Genomic DNA, 15,482 nt, shown 5'->3' with positions numbered 1-15,482 from the left:
GCCACGGTAATGACGAAAGGCGTCACGTTTGTACTGCAAAAGTGAGGCGAAATTCAGCGGTCGAGGTAAAGTAGTCCTGAACATACAGAGCATAAGGACTCTCCATGACTCTCAATAAAACCGATCGCATCGTCATCACGCTGGGCACCCAGATCGTGGGTGGAAAGTACGTTCCCGGTTCACCGCTGCCTGCTGAGGCAGAGCTGTGTGAGGAGTTTGAAACCTCGCGCAACATCATTCGGGAAGTGTTTCGCTCGCTCATGGCAAAGCGGCTGATTGAAATGAAGCGCTACCGCGGTGCCTTTGTCGCCCCGCGTAATCAGTGGAACTACCTCGACACCGATGTCCTGCAGTGGGTGCTGGAAAACGACTACGACCCAAGGCTGATTGGCGCGATGAGTGAGGTACGAAACCTGGTAGAGCCGGCCATCGCCCGTTGGGCTGCGGAACGTGCAACGTCAGGAGACCTGGCTCAGATTGAGTCCGCCCTGAACGACATGATTGCCAATAACCAGAACCGGGATGCGTTCAACGAAGCGGACATCCGCTATCACGAAGCGGTGCTGCAGTCAGTCCATAACCCGGTATTACAGCAGCTTAGCGTTGCCATCAGCTCGCTACAGCGCGCGGTATTTGAACGAACCTGGATGGGCGATGAGGCCAACATGCCAAAAACGCTCCAGGAACATAAAGCGCTGTTCGATGCTATCCGGCATCAGGACGGCGACGCGGCAGAGCAGGCGGCACTTACGATGATCGCCAGCTCGACACGAAGGTTGAAGGAAATCACATGACATCTCGCTACATCGCTATTGACTGGGGATCGACCAATCTGCGCGCCTGGCTGTATCAGGGCGAGCAGTGCCTGGAAAGCAGGCAATCAGAAGCAGGCGTGACGCGCCTGAACGGTAAATCCCCCGAGGCGGTGTTAGCAGAGGTGACACACAACTGGCGCGAGGGCGCCACGCCGGTGGTCATGGCGGGCATGGTGGGCAGTAACGTGGGCTGGAAGGTCGCGCCTTATCTGCCCGTACCTGCCGCGTTCGCTGCCATTGGCGAGCAGTTAACGTCCGTTGGCGACAATATCTGGATTATTCCAGGATTGTGCGTTTCCCGGAACGATAACCACAATGTGATGCGCGGCGAAGAGACCCAGCTCCTTGGCGCGCGCACGCTCTCTCCTTCTTCTGTCTACGTCATGCCCGGCACGCACTGTAAATGGGTGCAGGCCGACGCTGAGCACATCCACGATTTTCGCACCGTGATGACCGGTGAGCTGCACCACTTGCTGCTGACGCACTCGCTGGTGGGCGCGGGGTTGCCGGAACAGGACGCTTCGCCCGAGGCCTTTGCCGCCGGGCTGGAGCGGGGTATCGGCAGCCCTGCCGTTTTGCCGCAACTTTTTGAAGTTCGCGCTTCGCATGTACTGGGCACGCTTCCCCGTACGCAGGTCAGCGAATTTTTATCGGGCCTGTTGATTGGCGCGGAAGTCGCCAGCCTGAGCGAGCAGTACGCCGGGCAACAGACCATCACCCTCGTCGCGGGTTCATCGCTGACCTCTCGCTACCGCCAGGCGTTCAATGCCATCGGGCGGGACGTGGCTGCGGTAGAAGGCGACACGGCATTTCAGGCAGGAATAAGGAGCATCGCTCATGCAGTGGCAAACTAATCTTCCCCTCATCGCTATCCTGCGCGGCGTCACGCCCGACGAGGTATTAGCGCACGTAGGTGCGGCGATCGACGCCGGTTTTGACGCCGTGGAAATACCGCTTAATTCCCCTGAGTGGGAAAAGAGCATCCCGGCGGTTGTGGACGCGTTTGGTGATAAGGCGCTGATTGGCGCTGGCACCGTTCTGCAACCGGAGCAGGTGGACCAGCTTGCGCAGATGGGCTGCAGGCTGATTGTGACGCCGAATATTCACCCTGAGGTGATCCGTCGCGCAGTGGGCTACGGCATGACCGTCTGCCCGGGATGCGCAACGGCAACAGAAGCGTTCGCGGCTCTCGATGCGGGCGCGCAGTCGCTCAAAATTTTCCCGTCATCGGCTTTTGGTCCGGCCTATATCAGCGCGCTGAAAGCGGTATTGCCCGCCAGCGTACCGGTCTTTGCGGTGGGGGGCGTGACGCCAGAAAACCTGGCGCAGTGGATCAACGCAGGTTGTGTCGGGGCGGGTCTGGGCAGCGATCTCTATCGCGCCGGGCAATCCGTCGAACGTACCGCACAGCAGGCGGCCGCATTTGTGAAAGCGTATCGAGAGGCAGTGAAATGAAAATAACCAAACTCACCACGTACCGTTTACCGCCGCGTTGGCTGTTCCTGAAAATCGAAACCGATGAAGGCGTGGTCGGCTGGGGCGAACCGGTCATTGAAGGGCGTGCGCGTACCGTGGAAGCGGCGGTGCATGAGCTGGGCGAGTACCTGACAGGACAAGATCCTGCCCGCATCAACGACCTGTGGCAGGTGATGTACCGCGCAGGTTTCTACCGGGGTGGACCGGTTCTGATGAGCGCCATCGCCGGTATCGACCAGGCATTATGGGATATCAAAGGCAAAGTGCTGAATGCCCCGGTCTGGCAGCTGATGGGCGGCCTGGTGCGCGACAAAATCAAAGCCTACAGCTGGGTGGGCGGCGACCGTCCCGCGGAAGTGATCGACGGTATCAGGCAGCTGCGCAATATTGGTTTTGACACCTTTAAACTGAATGGCTGCGAAGAGATGGGCGTCATCGACAACGCACGGGCGGTAGACCGCGCGGTAAATACCGTGGCGCAGATCCGTGAAGCGTTCGGCAACGAGATTGAGTTTGGCCTGGACTTCCACGGTCGCGTCAGCGCGCCGATGGCCAAAGTGCTGATTAAAGAGCTGGAGCCGTACCGTCCGCTGTTTATCGAAGAGCCGGTGTTGGCCGAGCAGGCGGAGTACTACCCGAAACTGGCCGCACAGACGCATATCCCGATTGCCGCCGGTGAGCGCATGTTCTCGCGCTTCGAGTTCAAACGCGTGCTGGAAGCTGGCGGCCTGGCGATATTGCAGCCGGATCTGTCGCATGCCGGCGGCATCACGGAATGCTACAAAATCGCCGGGATGGCGGAAGCCTACGACGTGGCGCTGGCACCGCATTGTCCGCTGGGGCCGATCGCACTGGCAGCCTGTCTGCACGTCGACTTTGTCTCGCGTAACGCGGTGTTCCAGGAACAGAGCATGGGCATTCACTATAACAAGGGCGCGGAACTGCTCGACTTTGTGAAAAACAAAGATGATTTCAGCATGGAAGGCGGTTTCTTTAAACCGTTAACGAAGCCGGGCCTTGGCGTGGATATCGACGAAGCCAAAGTCATTGAGCTGAGTAAAAACGCGCCTGACTGGCGCAACCCGTTATGGCGTCATGAAGATGGCTCTGTCGCTGAGTGGTAATTCAGCCTAAGCACATCGCCACTAAAAAGTAATTTCAACAATAACAAACACACCCTCTGTAAATTACAGGGCATGGTGAGCGGCTTCGCTATGCCCAAAATCTGGAGACAGATTGCGATGGATATTCCTGTTACTGCTGCAAAAACCGGGCGTCGGCGCTACCTGACGCTGGTCATGATCTTTATTACTGTGGTCATCTGTTACGTTGACCGCGCCAACCTTGCCGTGGCTTCAGCCCATATTCAGGAGGAGTTTGGGATCAGCAAAGCGGAAATGGGCTACGTCTTTTCGGCGTTTGCCTGGCTGTATACGCTGTGCCAGATCCCCGGCGGCTGGTTCCTTGACCGCGTCGGCTCGCGCCTGACCTATTTCATTGCCATCTTCGGCTGGTCGGTGGCGACCCTGTTCCAGGGCTTTGCCACCGGGCTGATGTCGCTGATTGGCCTGCGTGCGATCACCGGGATTTTCGAAGCCCCGGCGTTTCCGACCAATAACCGCATGGTGACCAGCTGGTTCCCGGAGCATGAACGCGCCTCGGCCGTTGGGTTCTACACCTCCGGGCAGTTTGTCGGCCTGGCGTTCCTGACGCCGCTGCTGATCTGGATCCAGGAACTGCTGAGCTGGCACTGGGTCTTTATTGTGACCGGGGGGATCGGCATTATCTGGTCGTTGATCTGGTTCAAGGTCTATCAACCGCCGCGTCTCACCAAAAGTATCAGCAACGCTGAACTGGACTATATCCGCGACGGTGGCGGCCTGGTGGATGGCGATGCGCCGGTGAAAAAAGAGGCGCGTCAGCCGCTGACCAAAGCCGACTGGAAGCTGGTTTTCCACCGCAAGTTGGTGGGGGTTTATCTGGGGCAGTTCGCGGTGACCTCCACGCTGTGGTTCTTCCTGACCTGGTTCCCGAACTATCTGACCCAGGAAAAAGGCATCACCGCGCTGAAGGCAGGCTTTATGACCACCGTACCGTTCCTGGCGGCCTTCTTTGGTGTACTGCTTTCTGGCTGGCTGGCGGACAGGCTGGTGAAAAAAGGGTTCTCGCTGGGTGTCGCGCGTAAAACGCCTATTATCTGCGGGCTGCTGATCTCCACCTGCATCATGGGCGCAAACTACACCAACGATCCGGTCTGGATTATGACGCTGATGGCGATTGCGTTCTTCGGTAACGGTTTTGCCTCCATCACCTGGTCGCTGGTCTCCTCGCTGGCCCCGATGCGCCTGATTGGTCTGACCGGTGGCGTGTTCAACTTTGTCGGTGGACTGGGGGGGATCACGGTTCCGCTGGTCATCGGTTATCTGGCTCAGGACTATGGCTTTGGCCCGGCACTGATCTATATCTCCGCGGTGGCCTTGCTCGGTGCGCTCTCCTACATCCTGCTGGTGGGTGACGTCAAACGTGTAGGCTAATTCCCCGCAATGTTTTACCCTGATGCGATAACTGCGCATCAGGGTAACGCCATGAAACAAATCACCTTCGCCTCCCGTCATCACCAGCTTACCAATATCAATACCTGGACGCCGGACAGCCAGTGGCTGGCCTACGATGTGCGTCCGTCCGGCGCATCGTTTACCGGTGAAACCATTGAGCGGGTCAATGTTATTACGGGTGACGTCGAGGTGATCTATCGCGCCAGTCACGGTGCGCATGTTGGCGTGGTGACCGTTCATCCGCAGCAGGACAAATATGTCTTTATCCACGGCCCGGAAAACCCGGATGCAGACTGGCACTACGATTTTCATCATCGTCAGGGCGTGGTTGTACGCAACGGTCAGGTGAGTAACCTGGACGCCATGGATATCACGTCGCCTTATACCGCAGGCGCGCTGCGTGGCGGCAGCCACGTGCACGTTTTTAGCCCTGACGGACAGTTCGTGAGCTTTACCTACAACGACCATGTATTGCATGAGCGTGACCCGAAGCTCGATTTACGCAACGTCGGCGTCGCAGCGCCTTTTGGCCCGGTGACGCCGCAAGGGACGCATCCACGTGAATATTCCGGCACCTTCTGGAGCGTGCTGGTGAGCCGCACGACGCCCGCGCCTCAGCCCGGCAGCGATGAGATCAACCGAGCCTATGAAGAGGGCTGGGTGGGCAATGACAGGCTGGCATTTATCGGCGATACCGTGTCTGCGACAGGCGAGAAAGTGCCAGAACTGTTTATTGTGGATCTGCCCAACGACGAGCAGGGATGGAAACGCGCGGGCGATGCGCCGCTGCAGGGGACTCCTGAGACGCTGCCTGCGCCCCCGGCGGGTGTCATGCAGCGCCGGCTGACCTTTACCCACCAGCGGGCATTCCCGGGGCTGGTAAACGTGCCGCGTCACTGGGTGCGCTGTAACCCGCAGGGGACGCAGATTGCGTTTCTGATGCGTGATGATAAGGGCATTGTGCAGCTGTGGCTTATCGCTCCAGAAGGCGGCGAACCACGCCAGTTGACGCATAACGAAAGTGACATTCAGTCGGCATTTACCTGGCACCCAGCCGGTCACTGTCTGGGATTTGTGCTGGAAGAGCGGATTGCCTGCTGTGATGTGCAAACCGGAGAGGTGACGTTTTTGACGTCCGATCACGGCAATCCACCGTCTGGTGATGCGGTCGTGTTTTCCCCGGACGGGCGTTTTATTGCATGGATGGAAGAGACAGAAGGTTTCCGTCAGCTTTGGCTAACGGAAACCGGGCAGCGTTAACGCGTTGGCGTTAAGCGGGTGGAATGACGGAATTGGTGGCCAGATTTTGCTGCTCGCTTTTCTCTACCCGCGAGCGCACGGAGCTGTCCTTACGGAACATATCCCACGGCAGCAAAAGCGTATCGGCCACAGCCGTAAACGGCATATCCAGGATGACCAGGGATTTTGTGCCCCAGTTGGTATCGTCATCGGAGATCATCTCAGCGCTGGCACGCGTCCCCGGATATGTTCCTTCTTTACCGCCGGTGTGAGACATCACGCTCGAACACCCGCAAAGTAAAACAACCCCGCTGAACGTCGTCAGCTTTATCAGAACATTTTTCATCATCACTCAGTCATCGTTAATGGCACTGCATAAACCTGCAACTCAGGGTTATAGCGAGCCTCGTTCAAAATGGATAGCCCGATAACCCCGCACTGTGGCAGCCATCGCAATTTAACCCTTTGTGCTGTTGTCCCAGTCTAAGCGAGATGCACGAAAGTGCAAAAAAAAGTGCGCCTGCTGCGCTTGAAAAGACCGGTTCCAGACCCATTTTAAGAATGTAACCCGATAACGAACACGCCTGAGGGGTGTTCAGGGGCACACTGGCCTGTCCATGGTGGAAGGCTACAATTTCTCGCTGATTTCAGGAGCTTTTATTTATGCGTAACTTCGATCTTTCCCCGCTATACCGTTCTGCAATTGGTTTTGACCGCCTGTTTAACCATTTAGAAAATAACCAAAGCCAGAGCAACGGCTACCCTCCATACAATGTTGAACTGGTTGATGAAAACCACTACCGCATCGCCATTGCCGTCGCCGGTTTTGCAGAGAACGAACTGGAGATCACCGCGCAGGACAACCTGCTGGTGGTGAAAGGTTCACATACGGCCGAGCAGAAAGAACGCACCTACCTTTATCAGGGTATCGCCGAGCGCAACTTTGAACGCAAGTTCCAGTTAGCCGAGAACATTCACGTGAAAGGCGCGAACCTGGTCAACGGCCTGCTGTTTATCGAACTGGAACGTGTGATTCCGGAAGAGAAAAAACCGCGCCGTATCGAGATCAACTGATTATGCGGGTCGCGCGAGCGGCCCACCCAGAATTGCTTGCCGTAATGGGAGCATATGTGAATCCATGAGGATTTGCAGGAACAACTGCGCACAAAAATAAACTGTGCCGAACTCGCTTCTCAGAAGGAGATTTAGTATGCGTAACTACGATTTATCCCCCCTGCTGCGTCAGTGGATTGGTTTTGACAAACTGGCTAATGCCCTGCAAAGCACCACCGAGCAACAGACGTTTCCGCCGTACAACATCGAAAAAAGCGATGACAACCACTATCGCATCACCCTTGCGCTGGCCGGGTTCCGCCAGGACGATCTGGATATTCAGCTCGAAGGCACGCTCCTGACCGTGAAAGGTACGCCGGAAAAACAAGAAACCGAGACCAAATGGCTGCACCAGGGCCTGGTTAATCAGCCGTTTAGCCTGAGCTTTACTCTGGCTGACCATATGGAAGTGTCCGGCGCGACATTTACCAACGGGCTGCTGCATATCGACCTGACCCGCAACGTGCCGGAAGCCATTGCACCGCAGCGTATCGCCATTAGCGAGCGTCCTGCGCTGAACAGTTAACCCTCTGCGGGTTGTTGCCTCTCCCACAGGGAGAGGATGAAAAGATAACGCCCTGCCCCGGCAGGGCTTTTTTGTGCGCCATCGCCCATACAACCGCGTGCGGCTCTGAGAGAATCCGTAGCATAACTAAGGTTATGCACAGGAAGTGGATCATGAGTGATATCGCGTTAACCGTTAGCGTGTTGGCCCTGGTCGCAGTGGTGGGTCTGTGGATTGGCAATGTTAAAATCCGCGGCGTCGGATTTGGGATAGGCGGGGTGCTGTTCGGCGGGATTTTTGTCGGCCATTTCGCCGACCAGCTTGGGCTGGTGCTCAGCGCCGAAATGCTCCATTTCATCCAGGAATTCGGTCTGATCCTCTTCGTCTACACCATCGGTATTCAGGTGGGGCCTGGCTTTTTCGCTTCCCTTCGGGTCTCCGGATTACGGCTGAACCTGTTTGCCTTCGGCATTGTGGTGATGGGAGGGCTGGTCACCGCCATTCTGCATAAGCTCTTCGATATTCCGCTGCCGGTGGTGCTGGGTATTTTCTCCGGGGCGGTCACCAATACGCCTGCACTGGGTGCAGGGCAGCAAATTTTGCGCGACCTTGGCATCTCTCCCGGTATTGTCGACCAGATGGGGATGAGCTACGCCATGGCCTATCCGTTTGGGATTTGCGGCATTCTGCTCTCCATGTGGCTGGTGCGGGTACTCTTTCGCATTAACGTCGAAAACGAGGCAAAAGACCACGAAACTACGCTCACCAACGGCCATATGCCGATCAAAACCATCAACATTCGCGTCGATAACCCCAACCTCAACAATATGGCGATTCAGGATGTGCCGATCCTGAACAGCGCCAATATTATCTGCTCACGCCTTAAACGTGACGATATGCTGATGGTACCCGCGCCCGGGACCATTATTCAGCAGGGTGACCTGCTGCACCTGGTCGGACAGCCCGGGGATTTAAACAACGCGCGGCTGGTGATTGGTCAGGAGGTGGAGACCTCGCTTTCCACGCGCGGCACCGATATGCGTGTAGAGCGCGTCGTGGTGACCAACGAGCACGTGCTTGGCAAGAAAATACGCGATTTGCAGGTTAAAGAGCGCTATGACGTCGTGATCTCCCGTCTTAACCGTGCTGGGGTGGAACTGGTCGCCAGCCCGGAAGCCAGCCTGCAGTTCGGCGATATCCTGAACCTGGTTGGGCGCCCGTCATCCATTGATGCAGTAGCGGACATGGTGGGTAACGCCCAGCAAAAACTGCAGCAGGTGCAGATGTTGCCGGTCTTTATCGGTATCGGGCTGGGGGTGCTGCTTGGCTCCATTCCGCTGTATGTCCCGGGTTTTCCGGTTGCGCTCAAGCTGGGCCTGGCGGGGGGACCGCTGATTATGGCGCTGATCCTCGGGCGTATCGGCTGTATCGGTAAGCTCTACTGGTTTATGCCGCCGAGCGCCAACCTGGCGCTGCGCGAGCTGGGGATTGTGCTGTTTCTGGCGGTGGTCGGCCTGAAATCCGGGGGCGATTTTATCGATACCCTGGTGAAGGGCGAGGGAATGAGCTGGGTCGGCTACGGGATATTTATCACGGCGATTCCGCTCCTGACGATGGGGATTCTGGCGCGGATGTTCGCCAAAATGAACTATCTGACGCTCTGCGGCATGCTCGCCGGATCAATGACTGACCCACCCGCACTGGCCTTTGCCAACAACCTGCACGCCACCAGCGGCGCGGCGGCGCTGTCATACGCCACGGTCTACCCGCTGGTGATGTTCCTGCGCATTATTACCCCGCAGCTACTGGCGGTGCTGTTCTGGGGGATGAGTTAGCAGATCGTCCGGGTGGATGCGCCGCAGATGGTAGTCCACCTGGTAATCACGGGTATTACGGAACATCACGGAATAATTGAGAAATTCGCCGCTGTCGCTGTAGGAGAGAGACGTTATCCGCAGCAGCGGCGTCTGTTCCGGCAGGTTCAGGTAACCGGCGAGCTGTTTATCTGCCAGCACCGGCGTCAGGCTCTCGTAGTTGCCGCTGATGGTTATTCCGCACTCCTTCTCGATGTAATCAAACTTCGACCCTTCCAGATGTGCCAGTGAAAGCGTGCGGAACAGCTTCACGGGCATAAAGCTGTCCTCCAGCATCAGGGGTTTTCCGTCGACATAACGCACCCGGCGCGAGAAGTAGATGCGCTCATCCACCTGAATGCGGAGCTGGCTGGCGATAGCGGGCGGGGCGGGCATCACTTCGAACTGTAGCACCTTGCTCTGCACCTCTTTTCCCTGCTGGCGCAGCACCTCCACCAGCCCGGTCAGATTGGTGGTTTCGTGGTGGACATCTTTACGCGCCACGAATGTCCCGCTACCGTGTCGGCGTTCAACCAGCCCCCAGTTCACCAGCAGATCCAGCGCCTTTCGAATGGTCATCCGCGCCACGCCAAACTCCTGCGCCAGCGCTTTCTCACCCGGCAGCGGACTCCCGATATTGTAGTCCGACGAATTCAGCCGCAGCCGCAACCTGTCAGCGATAGATTTGTAGATCACCAGTAGACCTCTCTGCCTGTATTAACGCGTGGCTTGCATCCTGACATGTCCATATTAACAACGAAAAGTAGACCTGACTGGTCAAAATAAAACCATGAATGCGATCACGAATCGCAGCGGCACGTCATGTTCGCCCATGGGTAAATTCTTATGCTCACTTCAGGCCCAGCAAAAAATCATAAAGGCCTCTACCCCCTACAGGTTGTTACGTGAGGATTTAAAAATGCTCAGTCAAATACAACGATTTGGCGGCGCCATGTTTACCCCGGTGTTGTTATTTCCCTTTGCCGGGATCGTGGTCGGAATCGCCATCATGCTTCGCAACCCGCTGTTTGTGGGCGAGGCCTTAACCGCCCCCGATAATCTGTTCGCGCAAATTGTTCACATCATTGAAGAGGGCGGCTGGGCGGTGTTTCGCAATATGCCGCTGATTTTTGCCGTGGGTTTACCGATTGGTCTGGCGAAGCAGGCGCAGGGCCGCGCCTGTCTGGCGGTGCTGATCAGTTTTCTGACCTGGAACTACTTTATCAATGCGATGGGGATGACATGGGGTCATTTCTTTGGCGTCGACTTCGCCGCTGAGCCCACTGCCGGCAGCGGACTGGCCATGATTGCCGGTATCAAAACGCTCGATACCAGCATCATTGGGGCGATTGTGATTTCGGGGATTGTCACCGCTATTCACAACCGCTATTTCGACAAGCAGCTGCCTGTTTTCCTGGGGATTTTTCAGGGCACCTCGTTTGTCGTTATCCTCGCGTTCTTTGTGATGATCCCCTGCGCCTGGCTGACGCTGATGGGCTGGCCGAAAGTGCAGCTGGGCATTGAGTCCCTGCAGGCCTTTTTACGCTCTGCCGGTGCGCTGGGGGTGTGGGTTTATACCTTCCTGGAACGCATTCTGATCCCTACCGGATTACACCACTTTGTCTACGGTCCGTTTATCTTTGGCCCGGCAGCGGTCGAGGGCGGCATCCAGGTTTATTGGGCGCAGCATCTTCAGGAATTTAGCCAAAGCACGCTGCCGCTGAAAACCCTGTTCCCGGAAGGCGGTTTTGCGCTTCACGGCAACGCCAAAGTGTTTGGCTCTGTCGGGATTGCGCTGGCGCTCTGGTACACCGCATCACCGGAAAACCGCGTCAAAGTGGCAGGCCTGCTGATCCCGGCCACGCTGACCGCCGTGCTGGTGGGCATTACCGAGCCGCTGGAATTCACCTTCCTGTTCATTTCGCCGCTGCTGTTTGCCGTCCACGCCGTTCTGGCCGCCACGATGGCGACGGTGATGTACATCTTCGGCGTCGTGGGCAACATGGGCGGCGGACTGCTGGACCAGTTTCTGCCGCAAAACTGGATCCCCATGTTCCACAACCACGCCTCGACGGTATTCACCCAGATGGGTATCGGTCTTTGCTTCACCGGCCTCTATTTCGTGGTCTTCAAAACGCTGATTGAACGGCTGAACCTTAAAACCCCGGGCCGTGAAGAGAGCGAAGTCAAACTTTACAGCAAGGCGGATTATAAAGCGGCACGCGGGCAAACCACCGCACCGGCTGCCGCCAGCCAGCAGGTTGGGCAAGCCGCCGGATTCCTGCAGGCGCTGGGCGGCGCGGCCAATATCGAAAGCATTAATAACTGCGCCACTCGCTTACGTATCGCGCTGGTCGACATGGCGCAAACCCAAAGCGATGACGTCTTTAAGGCCCTGGGCGCACACGGTGTGGTGCGACGCGGCAACGGCATTCAGGTGATTGTTGGACTGCACGTCCCTCAGGTACGAGACCAGCTTGAATCGCTGATGAAAACCCCTTCAACAAACGAACAAACTACCCTGACAGAGGCTATATCATGAAAAAATTCTCAGTTGTCATTGCAGGCGGCGGCAGTACCTTCACGCCGGGTATCGTCCTGATGCTGTTAGCCAACCGCGACCGTTTTCCGCTGCGCGCGCTGAAATTCTATGACAACGACGGCGCACGTCAGGAGACCATCGCCGAGGCGTGCAAGATCATCCTTAAAGAGCAGGCTCCGGAGATTGAGTTTAGCTACACCACCGATCCTGAAGCGGCCTTTACCGACGTCGATTTTGTGATGGCACATATCCGCGTGGGGAAATACCCGATGCGTGAAAAAGACGAGAAAATCCCCCTGCGTCACGGTGTGCTGGGTCAGGAGACCTGCGGACCCGGCGGGATCGCCTACGGCATGCGCTCTATTGGCGGCGTGCTGGAGCTGGTCGATTACATGACGCAATACTCCCCGAATGCGTGGATGCTGAACTACTCGAACCCGGCGGCCATCGTGGCTGAAGCGACCCGTCGCCTGCGACCCAACGCCAAAATCCTCAACATCTGCGATATGCCCATCGGCATTGAAGGGCGTATGGCGCAGATAGTTGGCCTTAAAGACCGTAAAGAGATGCGCGTGCGTTACTACGGGCTGAACCACTTCGGATGGTGGACATCCATTGAAGATGCAAACGGCAATGATTTAATGCCGAAACTGCGCGAATATGTCGCGAAAAACGGCTATGTGCCGCCCTCTGACAATGCCCATACCGAAGCCAGCTGGAACGACACGTTCGCGAAGGCAAAAGATGTGCAGGCGCTGGATCCGGACACCATGCCAAACACCTATCTGAAATATTACCTGTTCCCGGACTACGTGGTCGCGCACTCCAATCCGGAACGCACGCGCGCTAACGAGGTGATGGATCACCGTGAGAAGCATGTGTTCAGCGCCTGCCGGGCGATTATCGAAGCCGGTGTATCGTCCGCCGGGGAGCTGGAAATCGACGAACATGCGTCGTACATCGTCGATCTGGCGACTGCGATTGCCTTCAACACTCAGGAGCGCATGCTGCTGATTGTGCCCAACAACGGTGCCATTCATAACTTTGATGCCGACGCGATGGTAGAAATTCCGTGCCTGGTCGGTCATAACGGGCCGGAGCCGTTAACGGTGGGCGATATTCCACACTTCCAGAAAGGGTTGATGAGCCAACAGGTAGCGGTGGAAAAACTGGTAGTGGATGCCTGGGAGCAGCGCTCGTACCAGAAATTGTGGCAGGCGATTACGCTGTCGAAAACGGTGCCGAGCGCCTCCGTTGCGAAAGCGATTCTGGATGACCTGATCGAGGCCAACAAAGCGTACTGGCCAGCGCTGCATTAATCGTCCTGACCGGCATCGCCCGATGCCGGTCTCCTTGTCCTTGTCGATTTACGCTATGCTGGAACCTGCCTGTAGCAGACAAGGAATCTTCATGAAAATTTCTCGCCTCGGTGAAGCCCCTGACTACCGCTTCTCGCTGGCTAATGAGCGTACGTTCCTCGCATGGATCCGCACCGCGTTGGGCTTTCTCGCCGCGGGTGTGGGGCTTGACCAGCTCGCGCCTGATTTTGCCACGCCGCTGATCCGCGAAGTGCTGGCGTTGCTGCTGTGCCTGTTTGCCGGTGTGCTGGCCATTTACGGCTACCTGCGTTGGCTGCGTAACGAAAAGGCGATGCGGCTCAAGCAGGATCTCCCGTATACGCGTGGGTTACTCATCATCAGCATGATTTTGCTGGCGGTAGCGGGTGTGGTGATGGTGCTGGTGTTGTATGGTGGATAACCGCAAAGCGCGACGCGAAGCCGACCCCGGCCTGCAGCCGGAGCGGACGTCGCTGGCCTGGCTGCGTACGTTACTGGGGTATGGCGCGCTGATTGCCCTCGCCATCAAGCACAACTGGCATCGCACAGGCGTGCCATTCTGGATCTCACTGGTCGTGCTGGCGCTTGTGGCGATCGTTTTGTGGCGCTATACCCGCAGTCGCAACGTAATGGATGTGACGCAGGACGATTTTGTACAGCCGAAGGCGGTGCGCGATAAGTTCCTGATCGCCCTCGCGGTGCTGTCGTTGTCACTGCTGTTTGCGGTCACCCATCTGCAGTTTATTTTTTCCCTTTAGCCAGGTACTTCGCCATCTCGTCTTCCGGCACCATTCCGCCGCCGGTTGCCCAGACCAGATGGGTCGCGTTCGCGGATGCGACAGGAACACGCAGCGGCCCGGCCATGCCCGCCAGCGCCGACGGCTCAAGGCGAATGCCTTCTTCCTGCGCCAGCCAGCCGAGCATGTCGTACATGCTTTGATCGGAAAGGGTATAGAACCCGTCAAGCAGCCGCTCCATCGCCCGGCCCACAAAGCCAGACGCACGTCCAACCGCCAGCCCGTCGGCGGCCGTCACGTTGTCGATACCCAGATCCTGCACGGCGATGGCATCATGCAGTCCGGTGTAGACCCCCAGCAGCATGCACGGGGAGTGCGTCGGCTCGGCGAAGAAACAGTGTACGTTATCGCCAAAGGCCAGCTTCAGGCCAAACGCCACGCCGCCAGGGCCGCCACCGACGCCACAGGGTAAATAGACGTACAGCGGATGTTCCGCATCCACCACGCGGCCCTGCGCGGCAAACTGCGCTTTTAGCCGCTCGCCTGCCACCGCATAGCCGAGGAACAGCGTGCGGGAGTTCTCATCGTCGATAAAGAAACAGTTCGGATCGCTCTCCGCGGCCTTACGTCCTTGCTCCACCGCCACGCCGTAATCCTGCTCATATTCAACGACGATCACACCGTGGCTACGCAGTTTGGCTTTTTTCCACTCACGGGCATCGGCAGACATGTGCACCGTAACCTGAAAGCCGATGCGCGCGCTCATGATGCCAATGGACATCCCGAGGTTGCCGGTGGATCCCACCGCGATACTGTACTGGCTGAAGAACGCTTTAAAACGCGGTTCCAGCAGGATGCTGTAATCGTCTTCGACGCTCAGCAACCCTGCTTCCAGCGCCAGTTTTTCGGCGTGAGTCAGCACTTCATAGATGCCCCCGCGCGCTTTGATGGAGCCAGAGATAGGCAGATGACTGTCTTTTTTCAGCAGCAGCGTGCCGGGAATGGCCACCCCCGATTCGTTCTCCAGCCTTTTCTGCATCGCCGGGATAGCCACCAGCTCGGACTCGATAATCCCCTGCGTGGCCGCCGTTTCGGGGAACGCTTTTGCCAGATACGGCGCAAAGCGGTTAAGGCGTGCATGCGCGTCGTCCACATCGGCTTTGCTCAGCCCGACATACGGCAACCCTTCAGCAAGCGAGGTGGTGCGCGGGTTTAGCCAGGTGGTCTCTTTCAGGGCAATCAGATCCTCAATCAGAGGGAACTGTGCGGTTAAGGTGCTGATAGTTGCGTTTTCCATAGTACGTCTCTTC

Annotated in this window: 16 protein-coding genes and 1 other annotated feature; of the genes, 13 read left to right on the top strand and 3 right to left on the bottom strand. The window is 57.3% G+C overall.

Annotated elements, in window-relative coordinates; all coding sequences use genetic code 11:
• Positions 1–104 precede the first annotated feature (104 nt).
• The 6 genes from dgoR (at position 105) to BJ887_RS20525 (ending at position 6,106) form a co-directional block, all read left to right on the top strand.
• Positions 105–794, top strand: coding sequence for a D-galactonate utilization transcriptional regulator DgoR (gene dgoR, locus BJ887_RS20550; protein WP_006177594.1), 690 nt, complete (start codon positions 105–107; stop codon positions 792–794).
• Positions 791–1,669: a 2-dehydro-3-deoxygalactonokinase gene (locus BJ887_RS20545; protein WP_025202647.1), complete on the top strand. Its 879-nt coding sequence runs from the start codon at positions 791–793 to the stop codon at positions 1,667–1,669. The genes dgoR and BJ887_RS20545 overlap by 4 nt, the downstream gene beginning before the upstream one ends.
• The gene (locus BJ887_RS20540; protein WP_014167963.1) at positions 1,653–2,270 is read left to right on the top strand and encodes a 2-dehydro-3-deoxy-6-phosphogalactonate aldolase; all 618 of its coding nucleotides are present in this window, start codon (positions 1,653–1,655) and stop codon (positions 2,268–2,270) included. The genes BJ887_RS20545 and BJ887_RS20540 overlap by 17 nt, the downstream gene beginning before the upstream one ends.
• Positions 2,267–3,415 carry a galactonate dehydratase gene (dgoD, locus tag BJ887_RS20535; RefSeq protein ID WP_014167964.1) on the top strand — a complete coding sequence of 383 codons (1,149 nt, stop codon included), beginning with the start codon at positions 2,267–2,269 and terminating at the stop codon, positions 3,413–3,415. Before BJ887_RS20540 ends, dgoD begins: the two co-directional genes overlap by 4 nt.
• Positions 3,416–3,487: 72 nt before the next feature.
• On the top strand, positions 3,488–4,825 hold the full coding sequence (locus BJ887_RS20530) for an MFS transporter (RefSeq protein WP_078775102.1): 1,338 nt from the start codon (positions 3,488–3,490) through the stop codon (positions 4,823–4,825).
• A gap of 51 nt (positions 4,826–4,876) precedes the next feature.
• Complete coding sequence (locus BJ887_RS20525; RefSeq protein ID WP_229216861.1) at positions 4,877–6,106, top strand: DUF3748 domain-containing protein; 1,230 nt, start codon at positions 4,877–4,879, stop codon at positions 6,104–6,106.
• A gap of 10 nt (positions 6,107–6,116) precedes the next feature.
• On the opposite strand, the gene BJ887_RS20520 is transcribed toward BJ887_RS20525, so the two are convergent.
• Positions 6,117–6,434, bottom strand: coding sequence for a YceK/YidQ family lipoprotein (locus BJ887_RS20520; protein WP_025202651.1), 318 nt, complete (start codon positions 6,432–6,434; stop codon positions 6,117–6,119).
• Between the two features lie 248 nt (positions 6,435–6,682).
• Positions 6,683–6,755: a sequence feature (ROSE (Repression Of Heat Shock gene Expression) occurs in the 5'-region of heat shock genes and acts as an RNA thermometer to modulate expression.), on the top strand.
• Between BJ887_RS20520 and ibpA the strand changes: the two genes are divergently transcribed.
• From ibpA to BJ887_RS20505, 3 genes are all read left to right on the top strand, one after another.
• Positions 6,749–7,159, top strand: coding sequence for a small heat shock chaperone IbpA (gene ibpA, locus BJ887_RS20515; protein ID WP_008500162.1), 411 nt, complete (start codon positions 6,749–6,751; stop codon positions 7,157–7,159). Its footprint overlaps the feature before it by 7 nt.
• Positions 7,160–7,295: 136 nt before the next feature.
• A complete protein-coding gene (gene ibpB / locus BJ887_RS20510; RefSeq protein WP_121340354.1) occupies positions 7,296–7,724 on the top strand; it encodes a small heat shock chaperone IbpB in 429 nt (142 codons plus the stop codon).
• A gap of 152 nt (positions 7,725–7,876) precedes the next feature.
• On the top strand, positions 7,877–9,538 hold the full coding sequence (locus BJ887_RS20505) for a putative transporter (RefSeq protein WP_020882744.1): 1,662 nt from the start codon (positions 7,877–7,879) through the stop codon (positions 9,536–9,538).
• On the opposite strand, the gene BJ887_RS20500 is transcribed toward BJ887_RS20505, so the two are convergent.
• Positions 9,506–10,252 carry a GntR family transcriptional regulator gene (locus BJ887_RS20500; RefSeq protein ID WP_014167973.1) on the bottom strand — a complete coding sequence of 249 codons (747 nt, stop codon included), beginning with the start codon at positions 10,250–10,252 and terminating at the stop codon, positions 9,506–9,508. The genes BJ887_RS20505 and BJ887_RS20500 overlap by 33 nt on opposite strands.
• 223 nt (positions 10,253–10,475) lie before the next feature.
• Between BJ887_RS20500 and BJ887_RS20495 the strand changes: the two genes are divergently transcribed.
• The 4 genes from BJ887_RS20495 (at position 10,476) to BJ887_RS20480 (ending at position 14,193) form a co-directional block, all read left to right on the top strand.
• Positions 10,476–12,098 carry an alpha-glucoside-specific PTS transporter subunit IIBC gene (locus BJ887_RS20495; protein ID WP_020882743.1) on the top strand — a complete coding sequence of 541 codons (1,623 nt, stop codon included), beginning with the start codon at positions 10,476–10,478 and terminating at the stop codon, positions 12,096–12,098.
• Complete coding sequence (locus BJ887_RS20490; RefSeq protein ID WP_014167975.1) at positions 12,095–13,417, top strand: 6-phospho-alpha-glucosidase; 1,323 nt, start codon at positions 12,095–12,097, stop codon at positions 13,415–13,417. The genes BJ887_RS20495 and BJ887_RS20490 overlap by 4 nt, the downstream gene beginning before the upstream one ends.
• Before the next feature lie 91 nt (positions 13,418–13,508).
• Positions 13,509–13,856 (top strand): YidH family protein, encoded by a 348-nt coding sequence (locus BJ887_RS20485; RefSeq protein WP_020882741.1) that lies wholly within the window; start codon positions 13,509–13,511, stop codon positions 13,854–13,856.
• Positions 13,846–14,193 (top strand): DUF202 domain-containing protein, encoded by a 348-nt coding sequence (locus BJ887_RS20480; protein WP_014167977.1) that lies wholly within the window; start codon positions 13,846–13,848, stop codon positions 14,191–14,193. Before BJ887_RS20485 ends, BJ887_RS20480 begins: the two co-directional genes overlap by 11 nt.
• Here BJ887_RS20480 and dsdA read toward each other — a convergent pair.
• Entirely contained in the window at positions 14,177–15,469 is a 1,293-nt protein-coding gene (gene dsdA / locus BJ887_RS20475; protein ID WP_032680040.1) for a D-serine ammonia-lyase, read from the bottom strand. The genes BJ887_RS20480 and dsdA overlap by 17 nt on opposite strands.
• Positions 15,470–15,482: the final 13 nt, after the last annotated feature.

Origin of the sequence: Enterobacter sp. WPR_3_1 (genome assembly GCF_003635055.1) — a bacterium.
GTDB lineage: Bacteria > Pseudomonadota > Gammaproteobacteria > Enterobacterales > Enterobacteriaceae > Enterobacter > Enterobacter ludwigii.
This window is presented reverse-complemented; position numbering and strand designations above follow the sequence as displayed.